18 protein-coding genes and 1 tRNA gene are annotated in these 15,790 nt (G+C 71.9%); 9 read left to right on the plus strand and 10 right to left on the minus strand.

Annotated elements, in window-relative coordinates:
* Window positions 1-10: 10 nt before the first annotated feature.
* Both codA and SLAV_RS43185 read left to right on the plus strand, forming a co-directional pair.
* Window positions 11-1,309, plus strand: a complete 1,299-nt coding sequence (gene codA, locus SLAV_RS20435) for a cytosine deaminase (RefSeq protein WP_030228577.1) — start codon at window positions 11-13, stop codon at window positions 1,307-1,309.
* 9 nt (window positions 1,310-1,318) lie between these two features.
* Window positions 1,319-1,912: an HD domain-containing protein gene (locus tag SLAV_RS43185; RefSeq protein ID WP_030228576.1), complete on the plus strand. Its 594-nt coding sequence runs from the start codon at window positions 1,319-1,321 to the stop codon at window positions 1,910-1,912.
* Window positions 1,913-1,929: 17 nt separating this feature from the next.
* Here the strand turns inward: SLAV_RS43185 and SLAV_RS20445 are convergent, their stop codons facing one another.
* The 5 genes from SLAV_RS20445 to SLAV_RS20465 all read right to left on the minus strand — a co-directional run bounded on the left by SLAV_RS20445 (window position 1,930) and on the right by SLAV_RS20465 (window position 4,912).
* Entirely contained in the window at window positions 1,930-2,109 is a 180-nt protein-coding gene (locus tag SLAV_RS20445) for a hypothetical protein (protein WP_030228575.1), read from the minus strand.
* 196 nt (window positions 2,110-2,305) lie between these two features.
* Window positions 2,306-2,842 (minus strand): potassium channel family protein, encoded by a 537-nt coding sequence (locus tag SLAV_RS20450; protein ID WP_030228574.1) that lies wholly within the window; start codon window positions 2,840-2,842, stop codon window positions 2,306-2,308.
* A gap of 228 nt (window positions 2,843-3,070) precedes the next feature.
* Entirely contained in the window at window positions 3,071-3,514 is a 444-nt protein-coding gene (locus SLAV_RS20455; RefSeq protein ID WP_030228573.1) for a luciferase domain-containing protein, read from the minus strand.
* 274 nt (window positions 3,515-3,788) lie between these two features.
* Window positions 3,789-3,862, minus strand: a tRNA-Pro gene (locus SLAV_RS20460).
* Window positions 3,863-3,973: 111 nt separating this feature from the next.
* Complete coding sequence (locus SLAV_RS20465; RefSeq protein ID WP_030228572.1) at window positions 3,974-4,912, minus strand: metallophosphoesterase; 939 nt, start codon at window positions 4,910-4,912, stop codon at window positions 3,974-3,976.
* 67 nt (window positions 4,913-4,979) lie between these two features.
* On the opposite strand from SLAV_RS20465, the gene SLAV_RS20470 reads away from it, so the two are divergent.
* Window positions 4,980-5,441, plus strand: a complete 462-nt coding sequence (locus tag SLAV_RS20470) for a GatB/YqeY domain-containing protein (RefSeq protein ID WP_030228570.1) — start codon at window positions 4,980-4,982, stop codon at window positions 5,439-5,441.
* 86 nt (window positions 5,442-5,527) lie between these two features.
* Here the strand turns inward: SLAV_RS20470 and SLAV_RS20475 are convergent, their stop codons facing one another.
* Entirely contained in the window at window positions 5,528-7,891 is a 2,364-nt protein-coding gene (locus SLAV_RS20475; protein ID WP_078950238.1) for a transglycosylase domain-containing protein, read from the minus strand.
* Window positions 7,892-8,288: 397 nt separating this feature from the next.
* Here SLAV_RS20475 and SLAV_RS20485 point away from each other — a divergent pair, with 397 nt between their 5' ends.
* A complete protein-coding gene (locus tag SLAV_RS20485; protein WP_030228569.1) occupies window positions 8,289-8,639 on the plus strand; it encodes a WhiB family transcriptional regulator in 351 nt (116 codons plus the stop codon).
* A gap of 28 nt (window positions 8,640-8,667) precedes the next feature.
* Here the strand turns inward: SLAV_RS20485 and bagB are convergent, their stop codons facing one another.
* Together bagB and bagA are read right to left on the minus strand one after the other, a co-directional pair.
* Complete coding sequence (gene bagB, locus SLAV_RS20490; RefSeq protein WP_030228568.1) at window positions 8,668-9,984, minus strand: ATPase BagB; 1,317 nt, start codon at window positions 9,982-9,984, stop codon at window positions 8,668-8,670.
* Window positions 9,977-10,966 carry an ATPase BagA gene (bagA, locus tag SLAV_RS20495; RefSeq protein WP_030228567.1) on the minus strand — a complete coding sequence of 330 codons (990 nt, stop codon included), beginning with the start codon at window positions 10,964-10,966 and terminating at the stop codon, window positions 9,977-9,979. Before bagA ends, bagB begins: the two co-directional genes overlap by 8 nt.
* Before the next feature lie 46 nt (window positions 10,967-11,012).
* Between bagA and sp36 the strand changes: the two genes are divergently transcribed.
* The 5 genes from sp36 to SLAV_RS20520 all read left to right on the plus strand — a co-directional run bounded on the left by sp36 (window position 11,013) and on the right by SLAV_RS20520 (window position 14,076).
* Complete coding sequence (gene sp36, locus SLAV_RS20500) at window positions 11,013-11,174, plus strand: Sp36 family protein (RefSeq protein WP_007264966.1); 162 nt, start codon at window positions 11,013-11,015, stop codon at window positions 11,172-11,174.
* The gene (locus SLAV_RS20505; RefSeq protein WP_030228566.1) at window positions 11,171-11,644 is read left to right on the plus strand and encodes a RidA family protein; all 474 of its coding nucleotides are present in this window, start codon (window positions 11,171-11,173) and stop codon (window positions 11,642-11,644) included. The genes sp36 and SLAV_RS20505 overlap by 4 nt, the downstream gene beginning before the upstream one ends.
* A 391-nt stretch (window positions 11,645-12,035) precedes the next feature.
* A complete protein-coding gene (locus SLAV_RS20510) occupies window positions 12,036-12,938 on the plus strand; it encodes an NUDIX hydrolase (protein WP_030228565.1) in 903 nt (300 codons plus the stop codon).
* A complete protein-coding gene (locus tag SLAV_RS20515) occupies window positions 12,935-13,780 on the plus strand; it encodes an MBL fold metallo-hydrolase (protein ID WP_030228564.1) in 846 nt (281 codons plus the stop codon). Before SLAV_RS20510 ends, SLAV_RS20515 begins: the two co-directional genes overlap by 4 nt.
* Entirely contained in the window at window positions 13,777-14,076 is a 300-nt protein-coding gene (locus SLAV_RS20520; protein WP_030228563.1) for a hypothetical protein, read from the plus strand. The genes SLAV_RS20515 and SLAV_RS20520 overlap by 4 nt, the downstream gene beginning before the upstream one ends.
* On the opposite strand, the gene SLAV_RS20525 is transcribed toward SLAV_RS20520, so the two are convergent.
* Window positions 14,009-14,899 carry a nucleotidyltransferase domain-containing protein gene (locus tag SLAV_RS20525; protein ID WP_106979766.1) on the minus strand — a complete coding sequence of 297 codons (891 nt, stop codon included), beginning with the start codon at window positions 14,897-14,899 and terminating at the stop codon, window positions 14,009-14,011. The genes SLAV_RS20520 and SLAV_RS20525 overlap by 68 nt on opposite strands.
* A 191-nt stretch (window positions 14,900-15,090) precedes the next feature.
* Window positions 15,091-15,765 carry a Crp/Fnr family transcriptional regulator gene (locus SLAV_RS20530; RefSeq protein ID WP_003981529.1) on the minus strand — a complete coding sequence of 225 codons (675 nt, stop codon included), beginning with the start codon at window positions 15,763-15,765 and terminating at the stop codon, window positions 15,091-15,093.
* Window positions 15,766-15,790 lie beyond the last annotated feature (25 nt).

Here is a 15,790-nt window from a genome sequence, read left to right on the forward strand (position 1 = left end):
CGCTGACCGCATGCGGATGATCGTGCGTGGCGCCCGGCTCCTCCACACCGACGGCCTGTCCGACGTCGAGGTCGGCGAGGACGGCCGCATCGCGCGGGTCGTCCCGCACGACGACCAGAAGGAGCCGCCCGCGACGGGCGTGCTGATCGAGGCCCACGGAGGGCTGCTCTCCGCCCCCTTCGTCGAACCCCACATCCACCTCGACACCGCCCTGACCGCAGGTCAGCCGCGCCCCAATGCCTCCGGCACCCTCTGGGAGGGCATCGCCTGCTGGAGCGAGCGCAAAGGGACCCTCACCCGCGAGGACGTGATCACGCGGGCCACCCAGGTGCTGCGCTGGCAGGCCTCCCACGGCGTCCTGCACGTCCGCACCCACTGCGACGTCACCGACCCCTCCCTCACCGCGCTCGACGCGCTGCTGGAGGTCCGCGACCGGGTGCGGGACGTGATGACGCTCCAGATCGTGGCCTTCCCCCAGGAGGGCATCGTCTCCTTCCCCGACGGCGAGGCGCTGCTGCGCGAGGCCGTCACGCGCGGGGCGGACGTCGTCGGGGCGATCCCGCACTTCGAGGACACCCGCGAGGACGGGGTCGCCTCGCTGCGGACCGCGTTCGCGCTGGCCGAGGAGCACGGACTGCGGGTCGACGCCCACTGCGACGAGATCGACGACGAGCAGTCCCGCTTCGTGGAGGTGCTGGCGACCCTCGCGCTGCGCTCGGGCCTCGGCGGGCGGGCGACCGCCTCGCACACGACGGCGATGGGCTCCTACAACGGCGCGTACAGCTACAAACTCCAGCGGCTCCTGGTCCGTTCCGGAATCAACCTGGTCTCCAACCCCTTCGCCAACCTCAACCTCCAGGGCCGCTTCGACGGCTATCCGCGCCGTCGCGGCCTCACCCAGGTCAAGGAGATGCTGGCCGCCGGGGTCAACGTGGCCTTCGGCCACGACGACGTGATGGACCCCTGGAACGCGCTCGGCACCGCGAACCCGCTCCAGACCGCCCTCGTCGGCCTCTACGCCGCCCAGCTCACCGGAGCCGGTGAGATCCCGGCCGCCTTCTCGATGGTGACGGACCGTGCGGCCCGTGTGCTCGGCCTCGACGCCTCGGAGTACGGGATCACGGAGGGCGCCCCCGCATCCTTCGTGCTGCTGCCCGTGCCCACGCCCGAGGAGGCGATCCGCCGTCAGGTCCGGCCGCGCTACGTCGTGTCGCGCGGCAGCGTCCTCGCCGAGACCAGGCCCGCGCCGACACGGCTGTCGTGGCCGGGGGAGGGGCCGTCCGAAGTGGACTTCATCCCGTCCGCCTAAGGTGCCCCCATGACGTGGACCCTTCACAACCTCGACTCCGACACGGCCCGTTCGGCCTTCGAGGTCGCCTCGGAGTACGCCGATCAGGCGCTGCTCAACCACTCCGTCCGTTCGTACGCCTTCGGCGCCGAGTACGCGCGCCGGCACGGACTCGCCTATGACGCGGAACTCCTCTACGTCAGCGCCCTGCTGCACGACCTGGGCCTGACCCCGCCCTTCGACAGCCACACGCTCCCCTTCGAGGAGGCCGGCGGGCACGTGGCCCGGATCTTCACCGCGGGGCTGGGCTGGACGCCGCAGCGGCGGGCGCGGGCCCAGGAGGTGATCGTGCTGCACATGCGCGAGGACGTCACCGCCGCCGAGGACGTCGAGAGCCACCTCCTCCAGGTGGGCACGAGCGCGGACGTGTCGGGGCTGCGCGTCGCCGACTTCGACCCCGCCTTCCTGACCGGCCTGCTGGGGCACTACCCGCGCCTCGGCTTCGGACCGGCCTTCCTGGCCCTGGTCGAGGACCAGGCCGTACGCAAGCCCACCTGCGCGGCGGCCGCGTACGTCGCGGGCGGCGCCGCCACCCGCATCGCGGCGAACCCGCTGGACGCGTAGCGGCGGCCCGCTCCCCTTCACCCAGCGGGCCGCGGGCCGCCCGGGAGCAGTTCGGTGGTGATCATGGCGGCCACGACGGCCATGATCACCAGCGGGGTCACGGCGGTGTTGCCCAGCAGCGCGGTCACCAGCACCGCGCTGCTGACCGGCATCCGCAGCACGACGGCCGTGGCCGCCGCGAGACCCGCCGCCACCACGGGGCGGAGGACCGGCCCAAGGCGTGCGGAAGGTCGGACCACAGCGCGTGCTGGAGCTCGTGGATCCCGGCGAGGAACCAGAACGCCACCAGCGACACCGGAATGCCGACGAGCCCGCTGAGCAGCAGGGTCTTCAGGTATCCGGGGCCCTTCAGCACGTCCGCCAGCCGGACCGGCTCGGCGGGCCGCGCCGTGCTCACTGCTCGTACTTGCCCGGGCGGCGGGTCAGCCCGATCCGCACCGCGCCGAAGAGCACCTTGGCGACGATGCCCACCACGACGAGGTCGGCCACCATCTGCAGGGTCGTCAGCACCCGGCCGGTGGGGGTCGTGGGCACGATGTCGCCGAAGCCCACGGTCGCGAACACCGTCACCGTGAAGTACAGGGCGCCGGTCCGGTCCAGGGGCTCCGAGAACGACTGCGGATTCCCGATCGAGAGCAGGACGTACGACGCCGAGAACAGCAGCAGGAACAGCGGCACGGCGGTGGCCAGCGCCTCGACCGCCCGCAGCCGCGGATACTCCGACCGGCTGATGGCGGAGGCCTGCCAGACCACCAGGGCACCGAACAGCACCAGCCCGCCCAGCAGCGCTCCGAAGGAGAGGTCGTTGAAGCCGTGGTCGAGCGGCGCCACGTAGTAGAGCGCGGTCAGCACTGCCGGTGACCCGACGATGCACACCAGATGGCCCAGGATGTGTACGTGCCGCCGGCGGCCCGAGCCGTCGCCACTCATGGGCGCTCCTCCCGTGCCCCGGCGGCCCGCCCCTCCGGCGTGGCCCTCCAGGCATTGCAACACCGCCCGCCCCCCGCCGCACCTCAGCCGCCGCCCCGCCGGCGCGGCCGGCGACGAAGGCCCCGACCCGGCCACGACGTGGCCGGGGCCGGGGGCCTCCCACTCGCGGCAGGGCCTGACCCGCGATCCGGATCAAGCCCCTGACCTGGCCTTACGCTCCAGCCGGTGTCACTTCGCGCCGATCGCGTACCGGTACGACGTCTGGACGATCTGCCAGACGGTCTCCAACTCCTCCGAGTTCCGGGGACCGTAGACGAGCGTCACGTCCTGGACCGGGTGGTGTACGCCCCAGCCCGCGGCGATGACCTCGGCCTCGGCCTCCGGCGGGAGCGTGACGTGGAGCGAGCCGTCGTGGTGGGGGTGGATGTGGCCCCACTCCCGGCCCCGCTGGAAGGCCGCGGCGGGGCCCGTGCCGATGCCCTCGGGCAGGAACAGCGCACGGGCGTGCGGGACCGAGACGAGCGTGGGGGCCATGTAGACGTACGGGAGCGCGCGCATCCGCTCCCACAGCTCCTCCTGGATCATGATCGGGGAGATCTGGGAGCCCTGACCGTGCGGGGCCGGTCCGAAGACGCGCGGGGCCGCGCCTTCGCGGCGGGGCAGGTTCAGCATGAGGTGTCCTTTCCGGCCGGTGACCCGGCCGAGGGGCGAACCGTCGACGGAGCTGCAGCATGCGCACCCCGGACGCGCGCCTTGGTGGAGAACCGGTCGAGGCCCCGTCGCAGCCCGCTGGCCCCGGCCCCACCAGGCACAACTGACGGCCCGCGAGAGCTCCTTCGCCGAGGCCGACCCACCCCACGAGACGGCCGGGACTCCGAAAGGATCACCAGAAACGCAGGAAGGGCCTGATCCGCAATGCGGATCAGGCCCTTCCTGTCTTACGAAGTCGGGGTGGCGGGATTTGAACCCACGACCTCTTCGTCCCGAACGAAGCGCGCTGCCAAGCTGCGCTACACCCCGATGTCCACCTTGCAGGCTTGCTGCCTGGCGACATCGATTACTTTAGCGGACCCTCGCCCGGAGACGAAATCCGGTTTTCGCGGGGCCCCCGGCGGGAGGGCGGCGCGGGTCCTAGGCCTTGGGGGTGAGGGTCAGGAGCGTGGCCTCCGGCGGGCAGGCGAAGCGGACCGGGGTGTAGCGGTTGGTGCCGCAGCCGGCCGAGACGTGCAGGTAGGAGCGGTGGCCCCCGGCCTCGTACGTCGACAGGCCCTTCACCCGCTTGGTGTCGAGGTCGCAGTTGGTGACCAGCGCCCCGTAGAAGGGGACGCACAGCTGCCCGCCGTGGGTGTGCCCGGCGAGGATCAGCGGGTAGCGGTCGGCGGTGAAGGCCTCCAGGACCCGGAGGTAGGGGGCGTGCACCACGGCCAGAGAGAAGTCCGCGTCCGCCTCGGGGCCGCCCGCGACCCGCTCGTAGCGGTCCCGCTTGATGTGGGGGTCGTCCAGCCCGGTGAAGGCCAGCTCCAGGCCGTTCAGCTTCATCCGGGCCCTGGTGTTGGTCAGGTCCAGCCAGCCGGCGGCGTCGAAGGCGTCCCGCATGCCCTCCCACGGGTTGTGGACGGCTCCGACGACCGGCTTGTTGCCGTTCAGCCCGTGTCGGCCCTGCACCTTCTCGATCAGGTACCGCCCGGGGTTGCGCAGCCGCGGCCCGTAGTAGTCGTTCGACCCGAAGACGTACGCGCCGGGGAAGTCCATCAGCGGACCCAGCGCGTCCAGGACCTCGGGCACGCCCTCGGTGTCGGAGAGGTTGTCCCCGGTGTTGACGACGAAGTCGGGGCGCAGCCCCGCCAGGGACTGGAGCCAGGCGCGCTTCTTGCGCTGCCCGCCGACCATGTGGATGTCGGAGATCTGGAGTACGCGCAGCGGCCGCATCCCCGCCGGAAGCACCGGCACCGTGACCCGCCGCAAGCGGAACGACCTGGCTTCGAATCCGGCGGCATAGGCCACTCCGGCGGCCCCCACCGCCGCGAGTCCGGCCGTGACCTTCAGGGGGACTTCGTAACGCGCGCGCATGCCCCCATCGTCGCAGACCGCGAAAACCGGCGGGCGCCACCGTCCCCGCACCTGGCAGACTCAGGGCATGACCACGCTCAAGGCCAAGCTCCAGGAAGACCTCACCACCGCGATCAGGGCGCGCGACGAACTCGCGTCGTCCACCCTGCGCCTGACCCTCTCCGCCATCACCAAGGAGGAGGTCGCGGGCAAGGAAGCGCGCGTGCTCTCCGACGAGGAAGTCCTCAAGGTGATCGCCAAGGAGGCGAAGAAGCGCCGCGAGGCCGCGGAGGCCTTCGCCCAGGGCGGCCGCGACGAGCAGGCCGCACGGGAGACCGCCGAGGGCGAGTTCCTCGACGCCTACCTGCCCAAGCAGCTCAGCGACGACGAGCTCGCCGCGATCGTGGCGCAGGCGGTGGAGGAGGCCAAGGCGGCCGGTGCCGAGGGGCCGCGGGCCATGGGTGCCGTCATGAAGATCGTGAACCCGAAGGTGGCCGGTCTGGCGGAGGGCGGCCGCGTCGCCGCCGCCGTCAAGCAGCAGCTCTCGTAGCGGCGGCCCGACAGGGACCGTACGAAGAAGGGGAGGGCCCCGGCGGAACCGTCCGCCGGGGCCCTCCCCTTTCTTCGCTTCTTCCTTTACTGCGGTTCCGGGCCGCCGATCAGGCCGGCCGCGCCCGCCGCGGTGCCGCCGGTGACGGGGTCGGTCGCGCCGCCGCCCGTGGCGCCGCCGAAGAGGCCGCCGGTGGGTCCGGCCGCCGTCGCGCCGCCGGGGCGGTTGTCCCCCGGCTTGTTGTCGCCGCCGGGCTTGCCCGGCTTCCCGGGCTTGTGCGGGGTGGTCGGCTGGGTCGGGTTGTTCCGGCCGCCGTTGTTGCCGCCGTTGCCGTTGCCGTTGCCATTGCCGCCGCCACCGCCCGGAACCGAGGGCTCCGGGATGTTGACCGTGACGAATCCGGGGGCCTCGCGGCCGGACAGCGAGCCGGAGACCGCGTCCTTCCAGATCGGGCCGGGCAGGCCACCGCCGAAGACCTTCGGGTAGTACTGACCGCCGATGGTGATGTCCTCCATCGTGATCTTCTTCGCGCCGCCCGAACCGACCCACACCGCGCCGGACAGGTTCGGCGTGTAGCCGACGAACCAGGCGTTGTAGCGGTTGTCGGTGGTACCGGTCTTTCCGGCGTTGTCGCGGTCGGTCAGACCGGCCCGCTCACCCGTACCGGAGTCGACCACTCCGCGCAGCAGCGTGTTGATCGTGTCGGCGGTGTCCTGGGACATCGCCCGGTCGCACTTGGTCTTCGGCACCGCGAGGGCCTTGCCGTGGGCGTCGGTGATCGACTCCAGCGCGATCGGGGTGCAGTAGACGCCCCGGTTGGCGAAGGTGGCGTAGGCGTTGGCCATCGTCAGCGGGGACATCTCGGCGGAACCGAGCGCGATGGACGGCTCCTCGGGCAGCTTCACGCCGCTGGCCGGGACCACGCCGAGCTTCTGCGTCATCTCCGTGACCGGGCACAGCCCGATCTCCGAGATCATCTGCACGAAGTACGTGTTGATGGACTTCTCCATCGCCGTCTTCAGTGCGTACGGACCCTGCTCCTCCGGGGTCTCGTTCTCCGCCGTCTGCAGCTTGCCGTTGGCGAGCGGCAGGTTCTGCCAGTTCGACCCGTCGCACCGCGGCACCGGGCTCGGGTACTCCATCTTGTTCGGCGCCGAGTACACCTTCGTCGGCTCCATGCCGCGCTCTATGGCGGCGGCGGCGATGAACGGCTTGAACGTGGAGCCGACCTGGAAGCCGAAGTTGGAGCCGCCCATCCGCTTGTCCACGGAGTAGTTGATCTGCGTCTCGTTCTTCCCGAAGCCGTACGGCTTCGACTGGCCCATCGCCAGTACCCGCCCGGTGCCGGGCTGCACCATGGTCACGGCCGTCGCGATCGAGTCGTCCTCGTGGACGTGGTCCTTGATCGAGGCGTTGGCGGCGTCCTGCGACTGCGGGTCCAGCGTGGTACGGACCGTCAGACCGCCCTGGTTCCAGATCTTCGCGCGCTCCTCGCGGGTCTTGCCGAAGACCGGGTCCGACAGGAAGGTGTTGCGCACGTAGTCACAGAAGAAGCCCGCGCCCTTGACCGCGGTGATGCAGCCGTTCTTCGGCCGGGTCACCTTCAGGGTCACCGGCTTCTTCTTCGCCTCGTCCGCCTCGGCCTGCGAGATGTCCTTCATGTCGGCCATCCGCTGGAGGACGACGTTGCGGCGCTTCATCGCCTCCTGCACGTCGTTCACCGGGTCGAACCGGCTCGGCGACTGGACGACGCCCGCGAGCAGCGCCGACTCCTCCAGGGTCAGGTCCTTGGCCGGCTTGCTGAAGTAGCGCTGCGCGGCGGACTCGATCCCGTACGCCTGCTGGCCGAAGTAGGTGATGTTGAGGTAGTTCTCCAGGATCTTCTTCTTCCCGAGCTCCTCCTCGACCTGGATCGAGTACTTCAGCTCGCGGATCTTGCGTCCGAGGCTCTTCTCCTGGGCCTCGCGGACCTTGGACTCGTCGTCGCCCGCCTCCTCCACGAAGACGTTCTTGACGTACTGCTGCGTCAGCGTGGAGGCGCCCTGCGCGGCGCCGCCCTCCTGCGCGTTGCGGTTCACCGCGCGCAGGATGCCCTTGAGGTCGACCGCGCCGTGTTCGTAGAAACGCGAGTCCTCGATCGCGACGATCGCCTTCTGCATGTACGGCGAGATGGCCGTGAGCGGGACCACCTGCCGGTCCCGTGAATAGACGGTGGCGATCAGGCCACCCTCCGCGTCCAGGATCGTGGTGCGCTGGCTCAGCGGAGGGGTCTTCAGATTGGCCGGGATCTCGTCGAAACCCTCGACGGTCCCTTTGGCCGCGAGTCCCAGAGCGCCTGCGCCCGGGATCGCGATGCCGGCGAGTACGACTCCGGAGAGAACGGACACCCCGAGGAACTTGGCGGCCTGCTGTGGCCCCGTGAGCCCGCCGCCCGAGCGCTTCTTTCCCATGGAGGGCAGCCTACGTTCTCATTCGCCGGACACACGCGAATGCCTTGGCCTAAGCTGACCCCAACTGTCACAGGAGCGCGGTGTCACATCAACCCCCCGGCTTGATTTTCACCCTTCCCGAATGGGGTGGACTCATGTCCGAATCCCGCCCTTCCCTCTGACGGTCGTGCACCGGCACTTTCCCGATTTCACCCGAATCGCCGGAATGGTCGGGCATGTCGCCGGATCACTCCGTCGGGTGATCTGCCGCTTACCCATAGTCCGTTCGGACCATTCAAGATTGGGCCCGTCGGGGGTGTTGCACTGTGCCCGCCTTCCGTAACGTCCTCAACTGGCAGCGGTGAATATGCCGCTACCGCCGTGAGGGAGCCTCGATTCGGGAGAGGACGGCGCCGGGATGGGCTGGGTTACCGACTGGAGTGCGCAGGCAGCCTGCCGCACTACCGATCCGGATGAACTGTTCGTTCAAGGAGCGGCACAGAACAGGGCCAAGGCGGTGTGCACCGGATGTCCGGTGCGGACCGAATGCCTGGCCGACGCGCTCGACAATCGTGTCGAGTTCGGAGTATGGGGCGGAATGACCGAGCGGGAACGACGCGCCTTGCTGCGCAGGCGTCCCACCGTCACCTCGTGGCGACGGCTGCTCGAAACCGCACGCACGGAGTACGAGCGCAGTACGGGCATCCTCACCGTGGATGTCGACGCGGAGATCGACGTGTCGTACGAGACGTACGCGGCAGCCGGGTAAACCACCCGGACGCCACGTCGTACGAACGCTATGTCCCGGCCGGAACACCGGCCGCGAGTCGCTCTCCGATGGCCCGTAGCCCGGCGAGGTCGTGTACATCGCCGGGCAGGGCGGCCACTTGGGCCACCGCCACTTCGGGGTGCAGCGAAGTGAAACGGTCGCGGGTGCGCTGTTCGCGCGCGATCACCTGCATGCGCTCGGCGTGCAGGCGCAACAACCCTGCCGTGATCTCGTCCACCTCGGTGACGGCGCGCGCGTCGTCCGTGTGGTGTGGGTCGGGGGCGTCCGGTTCTCCGGAGGTCTGCGGTGCGCCGTCCACGCCGGGGGAGCCGTCGTCGGCGGCCTCACGAGGTCCAGCTTTCCCGGACTCCTGATCGACAATGCCGCCTTCTTCAAGATTCTCTGCGGCGGCCAGGGCCCGCTCGGCGGACAGCCGCGCGGCATCGCTGCCGTGTACCCGGTTCAACACCAGGCCGGCCAGCGGCATCCGTTCCGCGGCCAGCCGCTCGACGAAGTACGCGGCCTCGCGCAGGGCGTCCGGCTCGGGTGCGGCGACCACGAGGAAGGCCGTACCGGGAGCCTGGAGCAGCCGGAACGTAGCGTCCGCGCGGGTGCGGAACCCGCCGAACATCGTGTCCATCGCGGCCACGAAGGTCTGTACGTCCTTCAGCAGCGAGGCACCCATCAGCTTGCTCAGCGTGCCGGTCATCATCGACATGCCGACGTTCAGGAACTTCATGCCGGCCCGCCCGCCGACCTTCGCCGGAGCCATCAGCACCCGGATGAACTTCCCGTCCAGGAAGGACCCGAGCCGCTTCGGCGCGTCGAGGAAGTCCAGCGCGGACCGGCTCGGCGGGGTGTCCACCACGATCAGGTCCCAGTCGTCCTTGGACCGCAGCTGCCCCAGCTTCTCCATCGCCATGTACTCCTGCGTGCCCGCGAAACCGGCCGACAGGGACTGGTAGAAGGGGTTCGCGAGGATGGCCCGCGCCCGCTCGCCGTCCGCGTGCGATTCGACGATCTCGTCGAAGGTCCGCTTCATGTCCAGCATCATGGCGTGCAGTTCACCGCCCCCGCCGCCCACGCCCGCCACCTTGCGCGGGGTGTTGTCCAGCGAGTCGATGCCCATCGACTGGGCCAGCCGGCGCGCCGGGTCGATGGTCAGCACGACCACCTTCCGCCCGCGCTCGGCCGCCCGGACGCCGAGCGCCGCGGCCGTCGTGGTCTTGCCGACCCCGCCCGCCCCGCAGCACACGATGATCCGGGTCTTCGGGTCGTCCAGCAGCGCGTCGACCGCCAGTCGCGCGGGAGTGTCCAGGCCCACGGTGTTCCCACCCTCACTCATCGGCGTCCGCCTGCTTGCGGAGTTCCGTCGCCAGCTCGTACAGCCCGGCCAGCTCCATCCCCGAGCCGAGCAGGGGGAGTTCGTACGTCGGCACGTCCAGCCCCGCCAGCACCTGGCGTTGCTCCCGCTCCAGCTCCACCCGGCTCGCGTGCTCCGCGGCCTGCGCCAGCAGCGGCTCCACCAGCCGCTCGGCCAGCCCGCCCCGCCGTGCGCCCCCGAGCCCGACCCGGGACAGGGCCCGGGCGATGTCGGCCCGGTGACCCTCGGCGGCCTCGCGCAGGGTGCCCTCGTCCAAATGGTGCGGGCGCACCATGTTGACGAAGACCCGGCCCACCGGAAGCCCCGCCTCGACGAGTTCCGCGATGCCGTCCGCGGTCTCCTGGACCGGCATCTCCTCCAGCAGGGTCACCAGGTGCACCGCCGTGTCCGGTGACTTGAGCACCTTCATCACGGCCTGCGCCTGGTTGTGGATGGGCCCGAACCGGGCCAGCCCCGCCACCTCGTCGTTGACGTTCAGGAAGCGGGTGATCCGCCCGGTCGGCGGCGCGTCCATGATCACGTGGTCGTAGACGAACCGTCCCGCCTTGTCCTTGCGCCGGACCGCCTCGCACGCCTTGCCGGTCAGCAGGACGTCCCGCAGACCGGGCGCGATCGTCGTGGCGAAGTCGATCGCCCCGAGCTTCTTGAGGGCCCGGCCGGCGGAACCGAGCTTGTAGAACATCTGGAGGTAGTCCAGCAGCGCCCGCTCCGCGTCGATGGCGAGCGCGTAGACCTCACCCCCGCCGCCGCCGGGCGCGACGGCGATCTTGCGCTCCTCGTAGGGGAGCGCCTCCGTGCCGAAAAGCTGTGCGATGCCCTGCCTGCCCTCGACCTCCACGAGAAGAGTCCGCCTGCCCTCGCGTGCGAGGGCGAGCGCGAGTGCCGCGGCGACCGTGGTCTTGCCGGTGCCGCCCTTGCCGCTGACCACCTGGAGCCTGCTCACAGCGTCCGAGCCTAACCACTCCCGCTCAGGCATTACGCTCGGGCCCATGACCAAGAAGTTCGAATACGCGACGGTGCCCCTGCTGGTGCACGCCACCAAGCAGATCCTCGACACCTGGGGCGAGGACGGCTGGGAGCTCGTCCAGGTCGTGCCCGGCCCGAACAACCCCGAGCAGCTCGTGGCCTACCTCAAGCGGGAGAAGGCATGAGCGGCGTCGTCGAGGCGCGGATCGCCGAGCTCGGCCTGACCCTCCCCGAGGTCGTTCCGCCGCTGGCCACCTACCAGCCGGCCGTGCGGTCGGGTGCCTACGTGTACACCGCCGGCCAGCTCCCGATGGTGCAGGGCAAGCTCCCGCTGACCGGCAAGGTCGGCGCGGAGGTCTCCGCGGAGCAGGCCAAGGAGCTGGCCGCGACCTGCGCGCTGAACGCGCTGGCCGCCGTCAAGTCCGTGGTCGGTGACCTCGACAAGATCGCCCGTGTCGTCAAGGTCGTCGGCTTCGTCGCCTCGGCCCCCGACTTCACGGCCCAGCCGGGCGTGCTGAACGGCGCGAGCGAGCTGCTGGGCGAGATCCTCGGCGAGAAGGGCGTGCACGCGCGCAGCGCGGTCGGCGTCGCCGTCCTCCCGCTGGACGCCCCGGTCGAGATCGAGATCCAGGTCGAACTCACCGCCTCGGCCTGACGCACCACTCCCCTACGGGACGCACCCCCGGCCCCGAGCCCGCCCCACCGGACCCCGTCCGCTGAGGCGGCCCCGGGGCCGGCGGCGTTTCCGGGGCCGGCCCCGGGCTTCCCCGCCTCGGCCCTGACCGCCCGCAGGGCGGCGCCCCAGGGGCCGGGGACGCCCCGGGACGCACAGTGCCGTCCGAGGGACGGGTCACACCGGCCCGGCCGCGCGGCGCCCGCTCGGGACCCTGTCCGGCAGAGCACCGGCCCGTGCCGCCGCGTAGCGGCCTCGCGCGGCCCGCGTAGCGACCCCGCACCGGCCCCGAGCGGCCCGCGCAGGGGTCCCGCGTGGTGGACGCAGCCGGGTGGGCCTCGAACATCGGGCCGGATGGTCGTAGCATCCGGCCATGCCGAATGGTCAGCACGGTCCGTCGTCCAGTCAGCCCGCCGGAGGCCAGTGGTACCCCCCGGAGTGGCCCGACCGCATCCGCGCGCTCGCGGACGGCGCGCTCACCCCGGTCGCGCCCAAACGCGCCGCCACGGTGATGCTGCTCCGCGACACCCCCGCCGGCCCGGCCGTGCACATGCTGCGCCGCCGTGCCTCCATGGCCTTCGCCGGAGGCGCCTACGCCTACCCCGGCGGCGGGGTCGACCCCCGTGACGAGGACCGCCGCATCGGCTGGGCCGGCCCCGGCCTGGACGCCTGGGCGGAGCGCCTCGGCACCGACGCCGCCACCGCCCAGGCCATCGTCTGCGGGGCCGTCCGCGAGACCTTCGAGGAGGCGGGCGTACTCCTCGCCGGGGAGACGCCCGGCACCGTCGTCGGCGACACCACCGGGGAGGACTGGGAGGCCGACCGCGAGGCCCTCGTGGCGCGCGAGCTGTCCTTCGCCGAGTTCCTCGACCGGCGCGGCCTGCTGCTGCGCTCCGACCTGCTCGGGGCGTGGGCCCGGTGGATCACCCCGGAGTTCGAGCCCCGCCGCTACGACACGTGGTTCTTCGTCGCCGCCCTCCCGGAGGGCCAGCGCACCCGCAACGCCTCCACCGAGGCCGACCGGACCGTCTGGATCCGCCCCTCCGACGCGGCCGCCCGCTACGACGGGGGCGAGCTGCTGATGATGCCGCCCACCATCTCCACCCTGCGCTCCCTGGAGCCCCACGCCAGCGCCGCCGCCGCGCTGGCGGCGGCCGCCGCGCAGGACCTGACGCCCGTCCTGGCGCAGGCCGCCCTCGTGGACGGCGAGCTGGTGCTCAGCTGGCCGGGGCACGACGAGTTCACCAAGCGCGTCCGCCCGGGAGGCACCGCATGACCGACGCCGCCGTACTCCCGGGCCAGCCCCGCGGAATGGTCACCTCCGGGCCGGCGACCGTCCGTGCCGTCAACGTCCTGGCCCCCAACGCCTCGGCGATGACCCTGGACGGCACCAACACCTGGCTGGTCTCCGAGCCGGACTCCGAGCTGGCCGTCGTCATCGACCCCGGCCCGCTGGACGAGGCCCACCTGCGGGCCGTCATCGCCACCGCCGAGCAGGCCGGCAAGCGCGTCGCGCTGACCCTACTGACCCACGGGCACCCCGACCACGCCGAGGGGGCCGGCCGCTTCGCCGAGCTGACCGGGACGAAGGTCCGCGCCCTCGACCCCGCCCTGCGGCTCGGTGACGAGGGCCTGGCCGCCGGGAACGTGATCCGCACCGGCGGCCTGGAGCTGCGCGTCGTGGCGACCCCCGGGCACACCGCCGACTCGCTCTGCTTCCACCTGCCCGCCGACCGGGCCGTGATCACCGGCGACACCATCCTGGGCCGCGGTACGACCGTGGTCGCGCACCCCGACGGCCGCCTGGGGGACTACCTCGACTCCCTGCGCCGCCTGCGCTCCCTCACCGTCGACGACGGGGTGACCACGGTGCTCCCGGGGCACGGGCCGGTCCTGGAGGACGCCCAGGGCGCCGTCGAGTACTACCTGGCGCACCGCGCCCACCGGCTCGCCCAGGTCGAGACGGCCGTGGAGAACGGCTTCGTCACCCCCGAGGCGGTCGTCGCGCAGGTCTACGCCGACGTGGACCGCTCGCTCTGGCCCGCGGCCACGTGGTCCGTACAAGCACAGCTGGAGTACCTTCGTGATCACGGACTGATCCCGGGGGGACCTGAATGAACACCCTGTACGTGCTGCTCGCACTGCTCGCCGTCGCCGGCTGGATCACCTCCACGGTGACCCTGCGGATGCGCGCCCTGGCGGACAAGGCGGACCTGCTGGAGCGCCGCCTGGGCCTGGTCCTGGACCACCTGGGCATCGAGGAGCCCGAGCCGGCCGGCATGGACGAGGTACGGGCGCTGGCGCGCGACGGCCGGGACGTCTCGGCGATCAAGCGGTACCGCGAGATCACCGGCGCCGGTCTGGCGGAGGCGAAGCGGGCCGTGGACGCCCTGGACCCGGCGCGGAGCGCGTGACGGACTCTCCCGCGGCTTCCCGGCGCGGCGCCTTCGGACCGTGCCGGGCCGTGTACTCGCCGGCGAGCCACGGCCCGAGGTCCTCGACGTACCGGCGCACCACGGCGGGGTCCTCGACCGGGGCCAGCGCCACGACCGCCGCCGCCCGCATCTGGTCGGCCCGCTGCGGGTAGTACCGGGCGAAGACCTCCGCGGATTCGGTGAGGTCGCTGGTCCAGCCGCCCCAGCGGGGCATGACCAGGGTGAAACCGGTGCGCACGAGGTGCCGGGCGAAGGCCCGGCTCAGCCGGCGGTAGTCGGCCGGTTCCGAGGCCGCCTCGAAGCGTTCGCGCCAGCGGGGCAGTACGCGGTCCAGGTCGCCGTTGGTCTCCCGGGCCAGCACGGCGTCCGGCCGGTACCGGGGCAGGTGCTCGGCCAGGTCGTCCCCGAGCAGCGGCGTGCACAGGCAGGCCAGGAACCAGCCCAGGTCGTAACGTTCCTGCTCGCTCAGCAGCCGGTCCTTGCCGTACAGCAGGACGCCGACCCCGTCGATCTCCGGGAAGTCCTGGTCGAGTCCCTGGCCCAGTACCTCCGCGATGTCGCGGTCGTCGTGGGCGGGCTCGCCGTGCAGGGCGATCAGCAGGTCGAGGTCGGAGCGGCCGGGGCGGGCGGTGCCGCGCGGCACGGACCCGTAGAGGTAGGCGCTGTGGAGCCGGCTCCCGTAGGCCTCGGCGATCCGGGAGCGCGCGGCGGCGACGAGGTCCGCGAACGCGGGCTGGATCCGCCCCAGGGACCCCTCCCGCTCGAAGTACCCGTACGCGTCCAGACCCCTGCGCTGCTCCATGATCCCTACTGTGCCCCTTTCCGGGGGCCGCCGAGGAGCCGTTTTCCGGGGCGGCCCGACACGCGGGCCCGACGTGCGGGCCCGACGTGCGCGCCGGGCACACGGGCCCGGACGCGCGGAGGGGCCCCGTCCGGCTTCCGGACAGGACCCCTCCACGACCGCTTCGATGCGCGGCGGCCGACGCGGTGGCGTCAGCGCGAGCGCTTGGCGAGCCGCTCCACGTCCAGCAGGATCACGGCGCGCGCCTCCAGGCGCAGCCAGCCGCGGCCCGCGAAGTCGGCCAGGGCCTTGTTCACGGTCTCGCGGGAGGCGCCGACGAGCTGGGCGAGCTCTTCCTGCGTCAGGTCGTGGACGACGTGGATGCCCTCCTCCGACTGCACGCCGAAGCGGCGCGACAGGTCGAGGAGCGCTCGGGCCACACGGCCCGGAACGTCGGAGAAGACCAGGTCGGACATCTGGTCGTTGGTCTTGCGCAGGCGCCGTGCGACGGCGCGCAGCAGCGCGGTCGCGACCTCGGGCCGGGCGTTCAGCCACGGCTGCAGGTCACCGTGGCCGAGGCCGAGGAGCTTGACCTCGGTCAGCGCGGTGGCGGTGGCGGTGCGCGGGCCCGGGTCGAAGAGCGACAGCTCGCCGATCAGCTCGCCGGGGCCGAGGACGGCCAGCATGTTCTCGCGACCGTCGGGGGAGGTGCGGTGGAGCTTCACCTTGCCCTCGGTCACGACGTAGAGCCGGTCGCCGGGGTCGCCCTCGTGGAACAGGGCGTCACCGCGTGCGAGCGTCACCTCGCCCATGGAGGCGCGGAGCTCCGCGGCCTGCTCGTCATCGAGCGCCGCGAAGAGCGGGGCGCGCCGCAGAACGTCGTCCACGAGTCTCTCTCCTATGTCGACCAGC

The sequence above is a fragment of the Streptomyces lavendulae subsp. lavendulae genome, assembly GCF_002803845.1.
GTDB lineage: Bacteria > Actinomycetota > Actinomycetes > Streptomycetales > Streptomycetaceae > Streptomyces > Streptomyces lavendulae.

Coding starts and splice junctions, on each gene's coding strand:
- codA (WP_030228577.1), top strand. CDS start 11: ATGCGGATGATCGTGCGTGGCGCCCGGCTCCTCCACACCGACGGCCTG.
- SLAV_RS43185 (WP_030228576.1), top strand. CDS start 1,319: ATGACGTGGACCCTTCACAACCTCGACTCCGACACGGCCCGTTCGGCC.
- SLAV_RS20450 (WP_030228574.1), bottom strand. CDS start 2,842: ATGAGTGGCGACGGCTCGGGCCGCCGGCGGCACGTACACATCCTGGGC.
- SLAV_RS20455 (WP_030228573.1), bottom strand. CDS start 3,514: ATGCTGAACCTGCCCCGCCGCGAAGGCGCGGCCCCGCGCGTCTTCGGA.
- SLAV_RS20465 (WP_030228572.1), bottom strand. CDS start 4,912: ATGCGCGCGCGTTACGAAGTCCCCCTGAAGGTCACGGCCGGACTCGCG.
- SLAV_RS20470 (WP_030228570.1), top strand. CDS start 4,980: ATGACCACGCTCAAGGCCAAGCTCCAGGAAGACCTCACCACCGCGATC.
- SLAV_RS20475 (WP_078950238.1), bottom strand. CDS start 7,891: ATGGGAAAGAAGCGCTCGGGCGGCGGGCTCACGGGGCCACAGCAGGCC.
- SLAV_RS20485 (WP_030228569.1), top strand. CDS start 8,289: ATGGGCTGGGTTACCGACTGGAGTGCGCAGGCAGCCTGCCGCACTACC.
- bagB (WP_030228568.1), bottom strand. CDS start 9,984: ATGAGTGAGGGTGGGAACACCGTGGGCCTGGACACTCCCGCGCGACTG.
- sp36 (WP_007264966.1), top strand. CDS start 11,013: ATGACCAAGAAGTTCGAATACGCGACGGTGCCCCTGCTGGTGCACGCC.
- SLAV_RS20505 (WP_030228566.1), top strand. CDS start 11,171: ATGAGCGGCGTCGTCGAGGCGCGGATCGCCGAGCTCGGCCTGACCCTC.
- SLAV_RS20510 (WP_030228565.1), top strand. CDS start 12,036: ATGCCGAATGGTCAGCACGGTCCGTCGTCCAGTCAGCCCGCCGGAGGC.
- SLAV_RS20515 (WP_030228564.1), top strand. CDS start 12,935: ATGACCGACGCCGCCGTACTCCCGGGCCAGCCCCGCGGAATGGTCACC.
- SLAV_RS20520 (WP_030228563.1), top strand. CDS start 13,777: ATGAACACCCTGTACGTGCTGCTCGCACTGCTCGCCGTCGCCGGCTGG.
- SLAV_RS20525 (WP_106979766.1), bottom strand. CDS start 14,899: ATGGAGCAGCGCAGGGGTCTGGACGCGTACGGGTACTTCGAGCGGGAG.